Below are 15,688 nucleotides of genomic sequence, written 5' to 3'. Positions count from 1 at the left end.
CTATGTGATGGACCCGATGTGTTCCTGGTGCTGGGGGTTCGCCCCGGTCGCCAAGGCATTGGTCGAGCAGGCGCAGGCAGCCGGAGTGGAGCTGCACCTTGTGGTCGGCGGGTTGCGCACCGGCAGTGGTGCGGCGCTGGAGCCGACCACGCGGCGTTACATTCTTGAGCATTGGCAGGCGGTCACTGAGGCTACCGGTCAGCCGTTCAAGTTCGACGGTGCGCTACCTGATGGTTTCGTCTACGACACCGAGCCAGCCTGCCGGGCGATCGTCACCGCGCGCAGTCTGGCGCCGGATTGTGCGTGGACACTGGTCGGCCTGATCCAGCAGGCGTTTTACGCTGAAGGCCGCGATGTCACCCAGGCCAGCGTGCTGGTCGAGCTGGCGGAGCAGGCCGGCGTGCCGCGTATCGAATTTGCCGCGCTGTTCGATCATGCCGATCAGCACAAAGCGACTCAGGCTGATTTCAGCTGGGTGCAGGATCTGGGCATCGCCGGGTTCCCGACCCTGCTCGCCGAGCGCAACGGCCAATTGGCGCTGTTGACCAACGGCTATCAACCGCTCAGCGAACTCTCGCCGCTGCTTGGTCGCTGGCTGGAGCGCGCCGCCTGTGCCTGATCTGGCCGATGACACGCCAGCCGTAAAGCGTGTCGACCGGCTGAGCTGGGCAGAAGTCCGGCGTCTGGCGCTACATCACAAGAAATCCCTGTGGATCGCCAACGGCGTGGCCGTGCTGGCGACGCTGTGCAGCGTGCCGATTCCGTTGCTGCTGCCATTGCTGGTGGACGAAGTACTGCTCGGCCATGGCGACGCTGCGTTGAAAGTCATGAACCATGTGTTGCCGTCGATGTGGCAACAGGCGGCGGGCTATATCGGCCTGATGCTGGTGGTCACTCTGACCCTGCGTTGCAGTGCCCTGTGCTTTGGCGTGTTGCAGGCGCGGCTGTTTGCGCGGCTGGCCAAGGACATCGTCTACCGCATTCGCGTGCGGCTGATCGAGCGCCTGAAAAGGATTTCCCTCGGCGAATACGAAAGCCTCGGCAGCGGCACCGTGACCACGCATCTGGTCACTGACCTCGACACTCTCGACAAGTTTGTCGGCGAAACCCTCAGCCGTTTTCTGGTGGCGATGCTGACCCTGGTCGGCACCGCGAGCATCCTGATGTGGATGCATTGGAAACTGGCGCTGCTGATCCTGCTGTTCAACCCGTTGGTGATCTACGCCACGGTGCAACTGGGCAAACGGGTCAAGCACCTGAAGAAACTCGAGAACGACAGCACCTCGCGTTTCACTCAGGCCCTGAGCGAAACCCTCGATGCCATCCAGGAAGTGCGCGCCGGCAACCGTCAGGGTTTCTTCCTCGGGCGACTCGGCTTGCGCGCGCAGGAAGTGCGTAACTATGCGGTCAACTCGCAGTGGAAGACCGATGCGTCGAACCGCGCCAGTGGTCTGCTGTTCCAGTTCGGCATCGACATCTTCCGCGCGGCGGCGATGCTCACGGTGCTGTTCTCCGACCTGTCGATCGGCCAGATGCTCGCGGTGTTCAGCTACCTGTGGTTCATGATCGGTCCGGTCGAACAACTGCTCAATCTGCAATACGCCTACTACGCGGCGGGCGGGGCGCTGGCACGGATCAACGAACTGCTGGCGCGGGCCGACGAGCCGCAATATCCCGGTGGTGTCGATCCGTTCAAGGGCCGGGAAACCGTGGGCATTGAGGTGCAGGGGTTGAGCTTCGGTTACGGCGATGAGCTGGTGGTGGATCAGATGAACCTGTCCATCGCACCCGGTGAAAAAGTCGCGATTGTCGGCGCCAGCGGCGGCGGCAAAAGCACTTTGGTGCAACTGTTGTTAGGGCTGTACACGCCGTTGTCCGGGACTATCCGTTTCGGCGGTTCGACCCAACAGGAAATCGGCCTGGAGCTGATTCGTGAAAACGTCGCGGTGGTGCTGCAGCACCCGGCGCTGTTCAACGACAGCGTGCGCGCCAACCTGACCATGGGCCGCACCCGCAGCGACGAAGCCTGCTGGCAGGCGCTGGAAATCGCCCAGCTGGAGGCGACCATCCGGGCGCTGCCGGACGGTCTCGACAGCATCGTCGGACGCTCCGGCGTGCGTCTGTCCGGCGGTCAGCGCCAGCGTCTGGCGATTGCGCGGATGATCCTCGCCGAGCCGAAAGTGGTGATTCTCGACGAAGCCACTTCGGCCCTCGATGCCGCCACCGAATACAACCTGCATCAGGCCATGGCACGCTTCCTCAGTGGTCGCACCACGCTGATCATTGCCCATCGCCTGTCGGCGGTGAAGCAGGCGGATCGGGTGCTGGTGTTCGATGGCGGGCAAGTGGCCGAGGATGGCGACCACCAGCAACTGATCGCCGATGGCGGCCTCTACGCCAAGCTCTACGGCCACCTGCAGCGCCTGTAATCAGCCCCACAGCACCTGCAACGCCGCCTCGCCGCCGTCATGGCCGAACTGCTTCATCACCACCGAACAGGATTCGCACGGGCGCATGGTCGTCGCGATGTCGACCGCGCGGATCTCTGTCGGGTCGGGATATTTCTCACGTAGCACGCTGATCAGTTTGCTTTCGCTGTCCAGCGAGGTCGGCCGGCTGGTTTGCGTCGGCTGATAGGTTTTCAGCTCCTTGATGGTCAGCGGCACGGCCAGCAGTTGCCCTTGCTCGGTGACCTCCAGCGAGGTGCGCGGGAAGCTTGGGTTGTAGTCGATGTTGATGTAAGTGGTGTCGCCGATCCGCACGTGATTGGCACCCATGTGGCGAAACAGCGGCAGGCGCTGGGTGCTCCCTTGCGCGCCGGACACGCTGACGTAGATCTCCCGTTTGCCGCTGGTCGTGGTGACTTCGGCATAGGCGATGTTACGTGCGTTGACCGGCCGCTCACGCACTGGCAACAGGTTGTGCAGTTTCTGCATGGCACTGTCGATGCGCAGGGCCGCGTTGCTGTTGGCCGGATTGATTGTCGGTGACAGAAACAACGTGTCGAAAATCTCTGCGGTTTTCTGCCGAAAGGCTTCCGGCGCTTCCTTGCTGCGCGCCCAGGTGACGGCGCCTTCGGGCAGGCGGGTGACGATCATCCGTGTCGAGTGATCGAACATCAGTGCTTCGCCCGGGCTGGTGTCAACCTTCAGCCATTTCATATTGTTTGCAGGCATGGCCGTGGTGCCGATGGGGATCGCGATCTGTTCCATGGTCTGCATCGCGCGCTGCACCGATTCCAGACCATGGATGCGCACGATGTTGTTGGCATGCAGCGAGCCGGTGTAGACGGTCAGCAGTTCAGCACCGAGGGTGCCGTCGGCCAGTTCGGCGGGTGCCAGGCGCCTGAAGGTCAATTGATCGGGCGCTTTTTTACCCTTGGCGATGGTGGCCAGGTAGTACTCATGGATGTTGATTCGGAAGAACACATAGGAGGCCGAGTCGTCGATGGCCGGTATCAGTATCGCGCCGACCTGATGTGAGTCATTGATCCCGTCATAGCTGCCGCCGGTTTTTATCCGCGCATAAATGCCTTTGCGAAACTGCAGCGTGGCTTGAATCTGCTGTCTTGGCGCCAGCCTGCCTTGGTGGAATCCCAGGCGACGCAGATCGCCGGTGAACAGCCTCGGGCGGTTATCGATGATTTGATAAAGCCTGGCATCGACCGCCAGGAACGTTCCGTCCTGCCGGGGCAGCATGGCGGGCTCCGAAACCCGCTCGCCGAACCATGGCGCGTAACCCTTTTCCTTGTCGATGGTGCCGACGGCGGGCGTCGGGGCGGGTTCTGCGGTGATGTAACTGACGCGGCAGTCGCCCGCGCCCGGTGCGCGACGTATCCGGCACGGCAACAGCGTCCAGTGCTGGCTGTCATCGAGCAGATCAACGCGGCGCAGTTCATCACCGTCGAGTCGATAGGGCACATCATCGATCAATACCGTGATGCGTCCGCCAGCCTCGGGGACAAGCTCGACGCGGGTGTTCGGCGCTACTTCGATATCGATCTGATCGTCGGTTTTTTTCACAGTGCGGTAGTGCGAACGCCCCAGCGAAAAATCATGCTCGTGTGCGAGCAACTGCGGCCCATAAGGGCGGTCGGACAGCGGATCGAGCAAGTGATGCCGCGAGCCGCCGACGTTGCGCACCGGCACATCGTCAATGCCTCTGACCACGGCCAGGTGATCGGCAGGGGTCAGCGCTTTCCAGCGCCCGGCATCCAGTGCCTGGGGCAGACTGTGCAGCAGGTCATAGTCAGCGCTTCTGCCGGCCAGCCTTTTCAGACGTGCAACCGCGCGGTGTTCCAGATGCGCCACGGCCCGCACTGCGCCGATCGCACCTCGGCCGCCGAGCTTGAGCAAAGCAGGCGCAGCGTCCAGCGGATTGAGGTTTCTCAAGCTCGAAACCAGCAGGTTTTTCGACAATTGCGCCATGCGTGGCAGGGCGACGCGAATCGCCATTTTCCCGGCCACGGCCGCGAGGCGAATGCTGCCGGCGACGAATTTGCCCAAGGGAATCGCGAACGAGACGATATCGAGGAGCAGGCCGAGTACGCCCATTGCGCGTTTGCCCGGACTGTCCGACTGCAGGTCTTCGAGACTGCCCCAGAACGGGATGAAGCCCTTGAGGGCATGAGTCCAGTGCTTTTTGCGGCTGTCGCGCTCGAAACGGGTATCACCCCAGGCCTCACTGCGCAGCGCCTGCTCATCGGCATAGAACAACCGGGTCGCGATGAACGAGGCGATGTGCGCCGTGCGCGGCGAGGTGAAGGTCAGGTTCGGCGAACTGTCGTGATGGGCCGCCGGGATCATCGAAACCGGGAGGGAGTCGCCCAGCGGTTCGAGGATCGCGACGCATTTGGCGTCGGGGGCGGGTGTCGAACCGTCCCAGTGTGCTTTTCGATCGAACGGCAGGCGGCGGGCGACGATGCGGCTGATGCTCTGGCCCTTGGTCCGTCCACGTTTGGGCGGCAGGGGTGGCAATAACAGACCGCCAACATGTGTGCCATCCAGATCCGGGCGTTTACGAATGATGCCGGCGCGTGGCAGGCATTCGTAGAATTGTGGCGGGCCCTGATACGTCGCCTGCAACACGAAGCCCATGCGAGCCCGGTGCGGCAGGATGTTTTCCGCTGTTTCCAGGTGAGCTTCAATGTGCCGTGTCGGATCCCTGAGGCTGTGAATCCGCACTTCGCCGTGCTCCAGTGCCCGGCGGTCGGGCCACGGCAGTGTGACCAGCAGCGACTTGATCAGATATGCATAGGCTTTGCGGGTCTCGCTCAGATAGTCATCGAACTGCTGGTCGAACAAGGCCTTGATATCAGGCAGGGTGCGGTTGCTCGGAAACCGGGAGAGCGGGCGGCCAGGTTGGTGGGTATTGATGAACCCGCTTTGCAGTTTGCCTGCTGCGTTGAGGCTGATCCATTCGCTGGCGCTGCGGCCATCGTGGCTGACGTACCATCGTGTGTCGGGGCTCAGCCCGCCGGCGGCATAGACCTCCAGCAACGGCCAGGTGGGCAATGCCACGTCCGGGGTATCGATAATGCTGCGTCGGCTACGGCTGGACGTTGAAGGATGGTGGCGTTTGAGGCGAATCGTCGTGTGGTCGTACAGCTCGTTGGCCAGCGCCTTGTCCAGTTGCTGTTTTGCCAGGGCGAGTCGCCGGGGCGGTTCGATGTCCAGTTGCAGGATTGCTGCGTTCATTTGCTTCTTGTGGTCTTCCAGCGCTTGCAGGGCAGCGTCATCGCCGGATGTCTCGTTCGCAGCCTGGGCTCCGGTGGCCAGCGTCCAGGTCTGTGCGGCAGCCACTCGGGTTATGGCAATCAGGGTTTGCAGGTCGGTGCTGGCGTTTTCGCTTTTGTGCAGCGGCAGATCGACCAGTTGCTGAAAGCTCAGATGTTCCAGCAACTGTGGATCAAGGGCGTGGGCGAGGTGCACGCCATGCACGAAATTGACCCAGACCACCGAGCTGGCGTAAGGCAGGTCGTCAGGAATGTCGCGCACTTGAAAATCCAGTCCGAACTGCGTCAGGCATACCCATCCCAGCACATGTTTTTCGGTCGGGGTCGAGGTTCGGTGAGAATCCTCCAGGTGCTTTAAAAAGTCCCGGCGAATGGCGGCGTAGCTGGCGCCGTAGTAAGCGCGTTGTTCCAGCGCAAAACCGGCCACTTCGGTCGAGCTGCTGTCGCCGGGCAGTTCGTACCACAGACACAACGCTTCGAGCAGTAAACGCAGGCCGATATCCGGGACGGTCGGCTCATCGGGCCGGGCGCCGTACCATTGCAGTTTCTGCAGCAAGCGCTGGCCCAGGTCACGCGCCTTGGGGGTGTCGAGCAGGCGTTCCAGGCAGGCGGCAGGCTGCTGTTCCAGTTGCTGGCGGGTGAAGGCAGGCGTTACTTCGCTGGCCAGGCTGTCGATGGCCGACAGGGTTTTGCCGGTAAGCCAGTCGCCAATCAGGTCGTGAATCGCCGCTTTGTCATCGTCGCTCATCAGTCCCGTCAGCGCCGGGTGATGTCGCAGATTCAGTCGATGGCTGGCGCGTTGTTCTTCGACCTTACCGATCAGCCGGGCCAGTGCTGTGGCGTCCTGTACGTCGGCAAATGTGAACCCGGACTCAAGCAGCAGTTGTGACAACGGCAGCAGCCTGTCGGAACGCAGGTGTGCGCCTATACTCAGCAACGCTCGCTGAAATTCTTGAATTGTGCTGGAGGCCCGGGTGACATCCTCGATGGTGAAGCGGGCGCAGCTGCCATCGGGACGATTGAAGGAAAAGCTGCATTGACCGGCTGCGGCGTCGACTTGCAGCAATGATCCTCTGGACGTTTGCAGGTAGGCCGCCAATTGTGGCTCGCCGCTGTCATCGAACAGTGCTTGCAGAAGGTTTTGCGCCTGGTCGTGGGCTGCACCCAGGCGTGAATGTGTCTGGGGTGTGAGGTAGTAGGTCTGCAGTGAGGTCGATGCGTCGAGCACGGCGCGCAGGGCAGAGATCATTGCGCGGTATTCGCTCTGTTGGGCAGTATGGCGTTGCAGCGTGGCGGAAGGTGACTGCATGGAAAACGGCTCTGGAATGATTGAAAGCCGTCAGTGTCGAAGCATGGCGAACAGCGGGTGCGGTACATACGTATCGCCGGTTGAAAATGTCCTGGTTTGCTGGAAGGGGTCGCTCCCTTGTCTGGCTCTGGCGATCTCCCCTTGAAGATGACAGTGCGTGCGCAAAGGACCTCATGAAGCATAAAAGGACTCTCGGAACGCCACGGTTGTTGGGCATCGTCTGGCCATTTATCGCCGTCGTGTTATTTCAGGCGTTATTGGGGGGCGTGAGTCTTTACGTCCTGTCGGCCGTTCGCGGCTATGTTGCCGGCGAGAGTCTCTGGTCCAAGGGCCAGAAAGACGCCATCTATTACCTGAACCTGTATGCCGACAGCCGCGACGAGGCGATCTTCCTCAAATACAAGGAAGCGATTGCCGTGCCTCAGGGCGGTCACCAGTTGCGTCTGGCGCTGGATCGTCAGCCGCCGGATCTGCAGGCAGCACGGGAGGGGATCCTCAAGGGGGGCAACCATCCCGATGATGTGTCGAGCCTGATCTGGCTGTACCTCAACTTCCGCCATTTCAGTTATCTGGAAACCGCGATCGACCGCTGGACCATCGGCGACGCCTATCTGGTGCAACTGGACAATGTCGCGCGCGAGATGCATCAGGGCATCAGCGAAAACATCGCGACGCCAGCTGATATCCAGCACTGGAAAGCGCAGATCTTTGCCATCAACGACGGTGTGACGCCGGCGGCCAAGGCGTTCAGCGATGCCTTGGGCGAAGGGTCACGGATGATCCTGCGCCTGCTGCTGTTCACCAACCTGGCTACGGCGCTGGGGTTGATCGTGCTGGCCCTGTTGCGCACCCACAAACTGCTCAAGCAGCGGCATGCCTTCGCCCAGGCGCTGCAGCTGGAGAAGGATCGGGCACACATCACCCTGCAATCGATTGGCGACGGGGTGATCACCACCGACGTCAACGGCGCGATCGATTACATGAACCCGGCGGCGGAGGCCATGACGCACTGGAAGTCCGAGCACGCGGCGGGGTTGCCATTGGCAGCGCTGTTCAATCTGCTCGATGACAATGCGCAGACCGAAGGGCTGACGCTGATCGAGCACATTCTCAGCGGGCAACTGATCGGTGGCAGCGAGCACTCCAAACTGATTCAGCGCCTGGATGGCAGTACGGTCTCGGTGACGCTGGTGGGCGCGCCGATCCGCAACGCCGAGAAGGTTATCGGTACGGTGCTGGTGCTGCATGACATGACTCAGGAACGGCAATACATCGCCAACCTGTCGTGGCAGGCGACCCACGATGCCCTGACCGGTCTGGCCAACCGCCGCGAGTTCGAATATCGCCTGGAGCAGGCCCTGCACAATCTGACGCGCCAGCCCGGTCGGCATGCGCTGATGTTTCTCGATCTGGACCAGTTCAAACTGGTCAACGACACCTGCGGTCACGCCGCCGGCGATGAGTTGCTGCGGCACATTTGCACGCTGCTGCAATCGGGCTTGCGCGAGAGCGACACCCTCGCGCGGCTGGGCGGCGACGAGTTCGGCATTCTGCTGGAGAACTGCGCCCCGGATGCCGCCGAGAAAATCGCCGAGAGCCTGCGCCAGACCGTGCAGAACCTGCACTTCGTGTGGAAGGGGCGGCCGTTTTTGACCACTGTGAGCATTGGCCTGGTGCACATCGCCCAGACCCCGACCACCCTCGAAGCGTCATTGCGCGCCGCCGACATGGCTTGCTACATGGCCAAGGAAAAGGGCCGCAACCGGGTGCAGGTCTATCATGCCGACGACTCCGAACTGTCGCTGCGCTTCGGCGAAATGGCCTGGGTGCAGCGCCTGCACATGGCGCTGGAGGAAAACCGCTTCTGCCTTTATGCCCAGGAAATTGCTCCGCTGGGCGCTACAGCCCATGGCGGGGGGCACATCGAAATACTCTTGCGTCTGCATGACGAAGCCGGACGGATGATCCTGCCGGACAGTTTCATTCCGGCGGCCGAGCGTTATGGTCTGATGAGTCAACTGGATCGTTGGGTCGTCGAGAATGTTTTTAAAGTGATTGCCCAATGTATTACCGAACAACATGAAGGTCCGTTGGCAATGTGTGCGATTAATCTTTCAGGCATTACTATCGGAGATGACGCGTTCTTGCACTTTCTGCGTGAACAGTTTGTTAATTACGCTATACCCCCTGAAATGATTTGTTTTGAAATTACTGAAACCAGCGCCATTGCCAATCTCGGCAGCGCAATTAGATTTATTAATGAACTCAAAGGCTTAGGTTGTTACTTCTCACTTGATGACTTTTGTGCCGGAATGTCTTCATTCGCTTATCTGAAACATTTGCCTGTAGACTTCCTGAAGATCGACGGGAGTTTCGTAAAGGATATGCTGGACGACCCGATTAACCGCGCTATGGTCGAGGTGATCAATCACATCGGGCATGTCATGGGTAAGCAGACGATTGCCGAGTTTGTTGAAACAACCCAGATCGAGCAGGCATTGCTTGAAATCGGGGTGGATTACGCTCAGGGTTATGTCATCGAACGCCCGCAGTTGTTTACCTGCGACAGTTTGCAAAGTCGGCCCGCCAGACCGCAGCCGCTGTTGTTCAAGGCGCCTGGCACGTTCCGTTGAAATCTCTTGCCGATCCTTACAATCACAAATCAAAAGGAGCCGAACAGTGATCGACACATTCAACCGAACCGGACCACTCATGGAAGCTGCAAGTTATCCTGCCTGGGCACAACAGCTCATTGCAGATTGCAGCGAGAGCAAGCGCCGGGTTGTCGAACATGAACTGTACCTGCGCATGCGCGATAACAAGCTCAGCGCCAAAACCATGCGCCAGTACTTGATCGGGGGCTGGCCAGTAGTTGAACAGTTTGCGTTGTATATGGCGCAGAACCTGACCAAAACCAAGTTTGCCCGCCATCCTGGGGAGGACATGGCGCGCCGCTGGCTGATGCGCAACATCCGCGTTGAACTCAATCATGCCGACTACTGGCTGAACTGGAGTCGCGCGCATGGCGTCAGCCTCGAGGATCTGCAGGCCCAGCAAGTACCGCCGGAACTGCATGCGCTGAGTCACTGGTGCTGGCATACGAGTTCGGCGGATTCGCTGATCGTCGCCATCGCTGCGACCAACTACGCCATCGAGGGCGCGACCGGGGAGTGGTCAGCGCTGGTCTGCTCCACTGGCGTGTATGCGGCGGCGTTCCCGGAAGAAGACCGCAAGCGTGCAATGAAGTGGCTGAAGATGCATGCCCAGTACGACGACGCTCACCCATGGGAAGCGCTGGAAATCATCTGCACGCTGGCGGGCATGAACCCGAGCAAGGCTCTGCAGATCGAGTTGCGCCAAGCGGTGTGCAAGAGCTACGACTACATGTACCTGTTTCTGGAGCGTTGCATGCAACTGGAAACCGCCGAGCGGGCGTTGCACGGGCGTGAACGCCGGGCACTTGTAGAGAGCTGATAGCCAATAACCCCGCAAAAAAGTGTAGGAGTGAGCCTGCTCGCGATCCGGTGTGTCAGTCAACAAAGAGGGTGACTGACACACCGGATCGCGAGCATGCTCACTCCTACAGTGGTTTTTGGGTGTCTGGAAGGACTCAGCCCGCCATCGCCAGCCGATTACGCCCTTCGCGCTTGGCCACATACAGCGCACTGTCGGCCCGGCGCAGCAGGCTGTCAGCTGACTCTCCCGGCAACAGGGTCGAGCAGCCAAGGCTCACGGTCAGGTCGATCAGTTTGCCGTCCGCGAAATATTCCGCAGTCTGCGCAGCATGGCGCAGACGCTCGCCGACCATCGCCGCCGCTTCTCGGCCGGTGTTGCACAGCAAGATCAGAAACTCTTCCCCGCCATAGCGAAACACCATGTCGACGTTGCGTAGCTGGCCCTTGATTGACGCTGCCACCCCTTTGAGTACGTCATCCCCGGCGCTGTGGCCATGACTGTCGTTGACCCGTTTGAAGTGGTCGATGTCGAGCATCAGCACCGACAACGGTTGCAGGTGCCGGCGGGACATGTCGATCTCGCGTTGCAGGGTCTGCTCCATGGCGATCCGGTTGCCGGTTCCGGTCAACGGGTCGCGCAGCGCACTTTGTGTTGCCGCGCGGTAGAGCAGGGCATTGCGCATCGGGAACAACAGCGACGACAGCAGCGATTCAAGGTGGCCCTGATCCTGCTCGCTGAAGCGCTGGTTGCGGCGAAACACCAGTTCACCCAGGTGCTCGCCTTCGTGGCTGAGGCTGTAACTGACCGAATGGTGACCGCGGGCACCGAACTCCAGGCGCAAGTCGCTGCCCGAATGCACGTAGCTCAAGGAATCCAGCGGCACAAGACGCTGAACTTCGCGGAAAAACAGACCGAGGATTCGTTGCGGCTCAAGACTGGTTTGCAGTTGCAGGCTCATTTGCTGGCGCAATTGCGCCAGGCTGGCCGGGCGTTCCAGAAGCGGAGGCAGCTGACCAAAGCCCAGGCGTTGCAATTTGGCACTGTCAAAGTCAATTGCATTGGTCTGGGAAGGTGATTTCATATGGCGTGAGCCCCTAAGCAGTAAGTCTGTCTTACAGGCTGGGTGAGAGCGGCTATGGGCTGCGCGTCATACTGATCCATCAGTCCCGTAGGACATTTGGCGTAAGTTTAGTCTGCCTGATGACGATTAGTCAGCTATCGAAATCGGCCTTGCCCCAGTACCTTCACACGGCATGCTTTGAGGAAAATTAGAGCGAAAGTCGTGCCATTCGGTTCAGGTTTATTAAAACCTTTATGAATCAACAGGATGGCGTTTTGCTTTGAGGGTGGGTGGCGGATATTTGACTTAGGTGTGACGATGAGAAGCGGCAATTGTGTGCCGCGACGGTAATCCGCCACGGCAACAAAAGCGACGTATGGCAGTTATTGCGCGTTGAATGCCTGGCCATTGATGCCCGTGCTGTCCGGGCCCATCAGGTACAGGTACACCGGCATGATCTCCTCCGGGGTCGGATTGTTCAGAGGGTTTTCCCCCGGATAAGCCTGTGCTCGCATGCTGGTGCGCGTGCCGCCCGGGTTGATGCTGTTGGAGCGCACGGGTGCTACGCCATCGACTTCATCGGCCAGGGTTTGCATCAAGCCTTCGGTAGCGAACTTCGATACTCCGTAAGCGCCCCAGTAGGCCCGGCCCTTGCGTCCGACGCTGCTGGAGGTGAACACCACCGAGGCATCCTGCGACAGCTTGAGCAGCGGCAGCAGGGTGCTGGTCAGCATGAACATGGCGTTGACGTTGACTTGCATGACGCGCATGAAGTTTTCGCCCGACAGCTGCTCGATCGGCGTGCGCGGGCCGATGATCGAGGCGTTGTGCAGCAAGCCGTCGAGGTGGCCGAACTCGGTTTCGATCATTGCCGCCAGCTCATCGTATTGATGGGGCAGGGCGGTCTCGAGGTTGAACGGGATCACTGCCGGTTGTGGATGCCCCGCCGCTTCAATCTCGTCGTAGACCTGAGTCAGATTGGCTTCGGTCTTGCCCAGCAGCAGCACGGTGGCGCCGTGAGCGGCGTAGGTTTTCGCGGCAGCCGCACCGATGCCGCGACCGGCACCGGTGACCAGAATGACCCGATCCTTGAGCAATTCGGGACGGGCGGTGTAATCGAACATAAAAACCTCACAATCCATTCATGAAGACCTGCTTCCTTGTGGTGAGGGGATTTATCCCCGACCGGCTGCGAAGCAGTCGTAAACCTGCATATCGAATCGACCTGAAAGATTGCGGGGGCTGCTTCGCAACCCATCGGGGATGAATCCCCTCGCCACAAAGGCCGTTTTCAGCAGCTGCACAGCGCGCTGTCGAGCACCTTGCGCAACTCCAGCGGATGATCCACCACCACATCCGCGCCCCAGTGCCGCGGGTTGTCGTCCGGGTGGATATAGCCGTAGGTCACGGCGCAGGTCTTGGTGCCGGCATCACGGCCCGACTCGATATCGCGCAGATCATCGCCCACAAACAAAACCGTCGACGGATCCAGATCAAGCATTTTGCACGCGAGGATCAGCGGCTCCGGGTCCGGTTTGCTGTTTTTCACGTGATCCGGGCAGATCAGCAGCGCCGAGCGCTCGGCCAGCCCCAGTTGCTGCATGATCGGCTCGGCAAATCGCACCGGTTTGTTGGTGACCACGCCCCAGATCAGGTTGGCCCGCTCGATGTCGGCCAGCAGCTCGCCCATGCCGTCGAACAGCTTGCTGTGTACCGCGCAACCGGCCAGATAACGCTCGAGGAATTCCTGACGCAGTTCCTCGAAGCCCGGCGATTCCGGGTCCATCGAGAACGTCACCGCGACCATGGCTTTGGCGCCGCCGGAGATTTCGTCGCGGATGTGCTTGTCGTTCATCGGCGGCAAGCCGCGATCCGCGCGCATCGCCTGGCAAATGGCGATGAAGTCCGGCGCGGTGTCGAGCAGGGTGCCGTCCATGTCGAAAAGGACTGCTCTGATGGCCATCGGCTTACTCCTCGCGCAGGGTCTGGATCATGTAGTTGACGTCAACGTCGTTGGCCAGCTTGTAGTGCTTGGTCAGCGGGTTGTAGGTCAGGCCGATGATGTCCTTGACGGTCAGGCCGGCGATGCGGCTCCAGGCGCCCAGCTCGGACGGACGAATGAATTTCTTGAAGTCGTGGGTGCCGCGCGGCAGCAGCTTCATGATGTATTCGGCGCCGATGATGGCGAACAGGTACGCCTTCGGGTTGCGGTTGATGGTCGAGAAGAACACCTGGCCGCCGGGCTTGACCATGCGGTAGCAGGCGCGGATCACCGAGGACGGGTCCGGTACGTGCTCAAGCATTTCCAGGCAAGTGACCACGTCGAACTGCTCGGGCATCTCTTCAGCCAGGGCTTCGGCGGTGATCTGCCGGTATTCGACGCTGACGCCGGACTCCAGTTGATGCAGTTGCGCAACCGCCAGTGGCGCTTCGCCCATGTCGATGCCCATGACAGTGGCGCCGCGCTGGGCCATGGCTTCGCTGAGGATGCCGCCGCCGCAACCGACGTCGAGGACTTTCTTGCCGGCCAGATTGACTCGCTCGTCAATCCAGTTGACGCGCAGCGGGTTGATGTCGTGCAGCGGTTTGAATTCGCTTTCACGGTCCCACCAGCGATGGGCCAGGGCTTCGAATTTGGCGATTTCGGCGTGGTCGACGTTACTCATGATCTATTCCTCGAAAAACTTGAAAAGGGCTGTAGCCGCGGAGTCTGCTCCGCGGTGTTTACGATTCGGTGTGGCCGCTGATGCGCCGGCCCCAGGCCCGGGCGGTGGCGCCCAGCTGTTGTTCGTCCAGACGGGTCAGGCGCCGGTCGTCGAGTAACTGTTTGCCGGCGACCCACAGGTGTTTCACGCAGTCGCGGCCGGTGGCATAAATAAGCTGCGACACCGGGTCATAGACCGGTTGCTGAGCCAGGCCGGACAGGTCGAAAGCGACAATGTCCGCAGCCTTGCCGATCTCCAGCGAACCGACCTGCGCCTCGATGCCCAAGGCCCGTGCGCCGTTGAGCGTGGCCATGCGCAGCGCACGATGGGCGTCCAGCGCGGTGGCCGAGCCGGCGACGGCTTTGGCCAGCAGCGCGGCAGTGCGGGTTTCGCCGAGCAGGTCGAGGTCGTTGTTGCTCGCCGCGCCATCGGTGCCGACGGCGACGTTCACGCCAGCCTGCCACAGGCGCTCCACCGGGCAGAACCCGCTGGACAGCTTCAGATTCGATTCCGGGCAGTGGATCACGCTGGTGTTGCTTTCTACCAGCAATGCCAGATCGTCATCGCTGATCTGGGTCATGTGCACCGCCTGGAAGCGCGGGCCCAGCAGGCCGAGACGACCGAGGCGGGCCAGTGGCCGCTCGCCGCGATGCTCCAGCGATTGCTGGACTTCGAAGGCGGTCTCGTGGACGTGCATGTGGATCGACGCGTCCAGCTCTTCGGCGATCACGCGGATTTTTTCCAGGTTCTCGTCGCCCACGGTGTAGGGTGCATGCGGGCCGAAGGTGATCTTGATCCGTTCGTGATGCTTCAGATCGCCGAACAGCTCGACACCCTGACGAATCGCCTCATCGGCGCTGCTGGCGCCGGGGATCGGGAAATCGAGAATCGGAATCGCGATCTGTGCGCGAATGCCGCTGTTGTGCACGCGCTCGCTGGCGACTTTCGGGAAGAAGTACATGTCCGAGAAACAGCTGATGCCGCCCTTGATCTGCTCGGCAATCGCCAAGTCAGTGCCATCACGGACGAAATCTTCATCGACCCATTTGGCTTCGGCCGGCCAGATGTGGTTTTCCAGCCAGGTCATCAGCGGCAGATCATCGGCCAGGCCACGGAACAGGGTCATCGCCGCATGCCCGTGAGCGTTGATCAGGCCCGGGCTGAGCAACATGTCCGGCAATTCACGCACTTCAGTGGCGTTACACTTCAATGCTTCGGCGCGCGGGCCGATAAACACGATGCGACCGTCGCGAATGCCCAGGCCATGCTCCTTGAGCACAACGCCTGCGGGTTCGACGGGTACCAGCCAGGTCGGCAGCAATAATAAGTCGAGCGCAATGGCAGGTTTCGGCATCGAGGGTCGGTTCCAGTGCTTTTGTAAAGGATGGCGAAGTATACCCGAGCGTCTTCGCGGGGGGATCGCT

Annotated in this window: 10 protein-coding genes; 4 read left to right on the top strand and 6 right to left on the bottom strand. The window is 60.8% G+C overall.

Features of this window, described 5'->3' with window-relative positions:
- Positions 1 to 16 precede the first annotated feature (16 nt).
- Positions 17 to 619 carry a DsbA family protein gene (locus JN524_RS04875; protein ID WP_171061881.1) on the top strand — a complete coding sequence of 201 codons (603 nt, stop codon included), beginning with the start codon at positions 17 to 19 and terminating at the stop codon, positions 617 to 619.
- Entirely contained in the window at positions 612 to 2,429 is a 1,818-nt protein-coding gene (locus tag JN524_RS04870) for an ABC transporter ATP-binding protein (RefSeq protein WP_202368689.1), read from the top strand. Before JN524_RS04875 ends, JN524_RS04870 begins: the two co-directional genes overlap by 8 nt.
- Here the strand turns inward: JN524_RS04870 and JN524_RS04865 are convergent, their stop codons facing one another.
- Entirely contained in the window at positions 2,430 to 7,043 is a 4,614-nt protein-coding gene (locus JN524_RS04865) for a deaminase domain-containing protein (protein ID WP_202368688.1), read from the bottom strand.
- 173 nt (positions 7,044 to 7,216) lie between these two features.
- On the opposite strand from JN524_RS04865, the gene JN524_RS04860 reads away from it, so the two are divergent.
- Positions 7,217 to 9,676 (top strand): EAL domain-containing protein, encoded by a 2,460-nt coding sequence (locus JN524_RS04860; RefSeq protein ID WP_027612411.1) that lies wholly within the window; start codon positions 7,217 to 7,219, stop codon positions 9,674 to 9,676.
- 79 nt (positions 9,677 to 9,755) lie between these two features.
- Entirely contained in the window at positions 9,756 to 10,517 is a 762-nt protein-coding gene (locus JN524_RS04855; protein WP_237402962.1) for a TenA family transcriptional regulator, read from the top strand.
- Between the two features lie 136 nt (positions 10,518 to 10,653).
- On the opposite strand, the gene JN524_RS04850 is transcribed toward JN524_RS04855, so the two are convergent.
- The 5 genes from JN524_RS04850 to JN524_RS04830 all read right to left on the bottom strand — a co-directional run bounded on the left by JN524_RS04850 (position 10,654) and on the right by JN524_RS04830 (position 15,618).
- Positions 10,654 to 11,580 carry a GGDEF domain-containing protein gene (locus tag JN524_RS04850; RefSeq protein ID WP_202368686.1) on the bottom strand — a complete coding sequence of 309 codons (927 nt, stop codon included), beginning with the start codon at positions 11,578 to 11,580 and terminating at the stop codon, positions 10,654 to 10,656.
- 362 nt (positions 11,581 to 11,942) lie between these two features.
- The gene (locus JN524_RS04845; RefSeq protein ID WP_003226924.1) at positions 11,943 to 12,683 is read right to left on the bottom strand and encodes a YciK family oxidoreductase; all 741 of its coding nucleotides are present in this window, start codon (positions 12,681 to 12,683) and stop codon (positions 11,943 to 11,945) included.
- A 167-nt stretch (positions 12,684 to 12,850) separates the two neighbouring features.
- Positions 12,851 to 13,522: an N-acetylmuramic acid 6-phosphate phosphatase MupP gene (gene mupP, locus JN524_RS04840; RefSeq protein ID WP_003226921.1), complete on the bottom strand. Its 672-nt coding sequence runs from the start codon at positions 13,520 to 13,522 to the stop codon at positions 12,851 to 12,853.
- Positions 13,523 to 13,526: 4 nt separating this feature from the next.
- Positions 13,527 to 14,225 carry a bifunctional 2-polyprenyl-6-hydroxyphenol methylase/3-demethylubiquinol 3-O-methyltransferase UbiG gene (gene ubiG, locus JN524_RS04835; RefSeq protein WP_047598712.1) on the bottom strand — a complete coding sequence of 233 codons (699 nt, stop codon included), beginning with the start codon at positions 14,223 to 14,225 and terminating at the stop codon, positions 13,527 to 13,529.
- Positions 14,226 to 14,283: 58 nt separating this feature from the next.
- Positions 14,284 to 15,618 (bottom strand): TRZ/ATZ family hydrolase, encoded by a 1,335-nt coding sequence (locus JN524_RS04830; protein ID WP_202368685.1) that lies wholly within the window; start codon positions 15,616 to 15,618, stop codon positions 14,284 to 14,286.
- Positions 15,619 to 15,688: the final 70 nt, after the last annotated feature.

The organism is Pseudomonas sp. MWU318 (assembly GCF_016756945.1).
GTDB lineage: Bacteria > Pseudomonadota > Gammaproteobacteria > Pseudomonadales > Pseudomonadaceae > Aquipseudomonas > Aquipseudomonas putida_A.
This window is presented reverse-complemented; position numbering and strand designations above follow the sequence as displayed.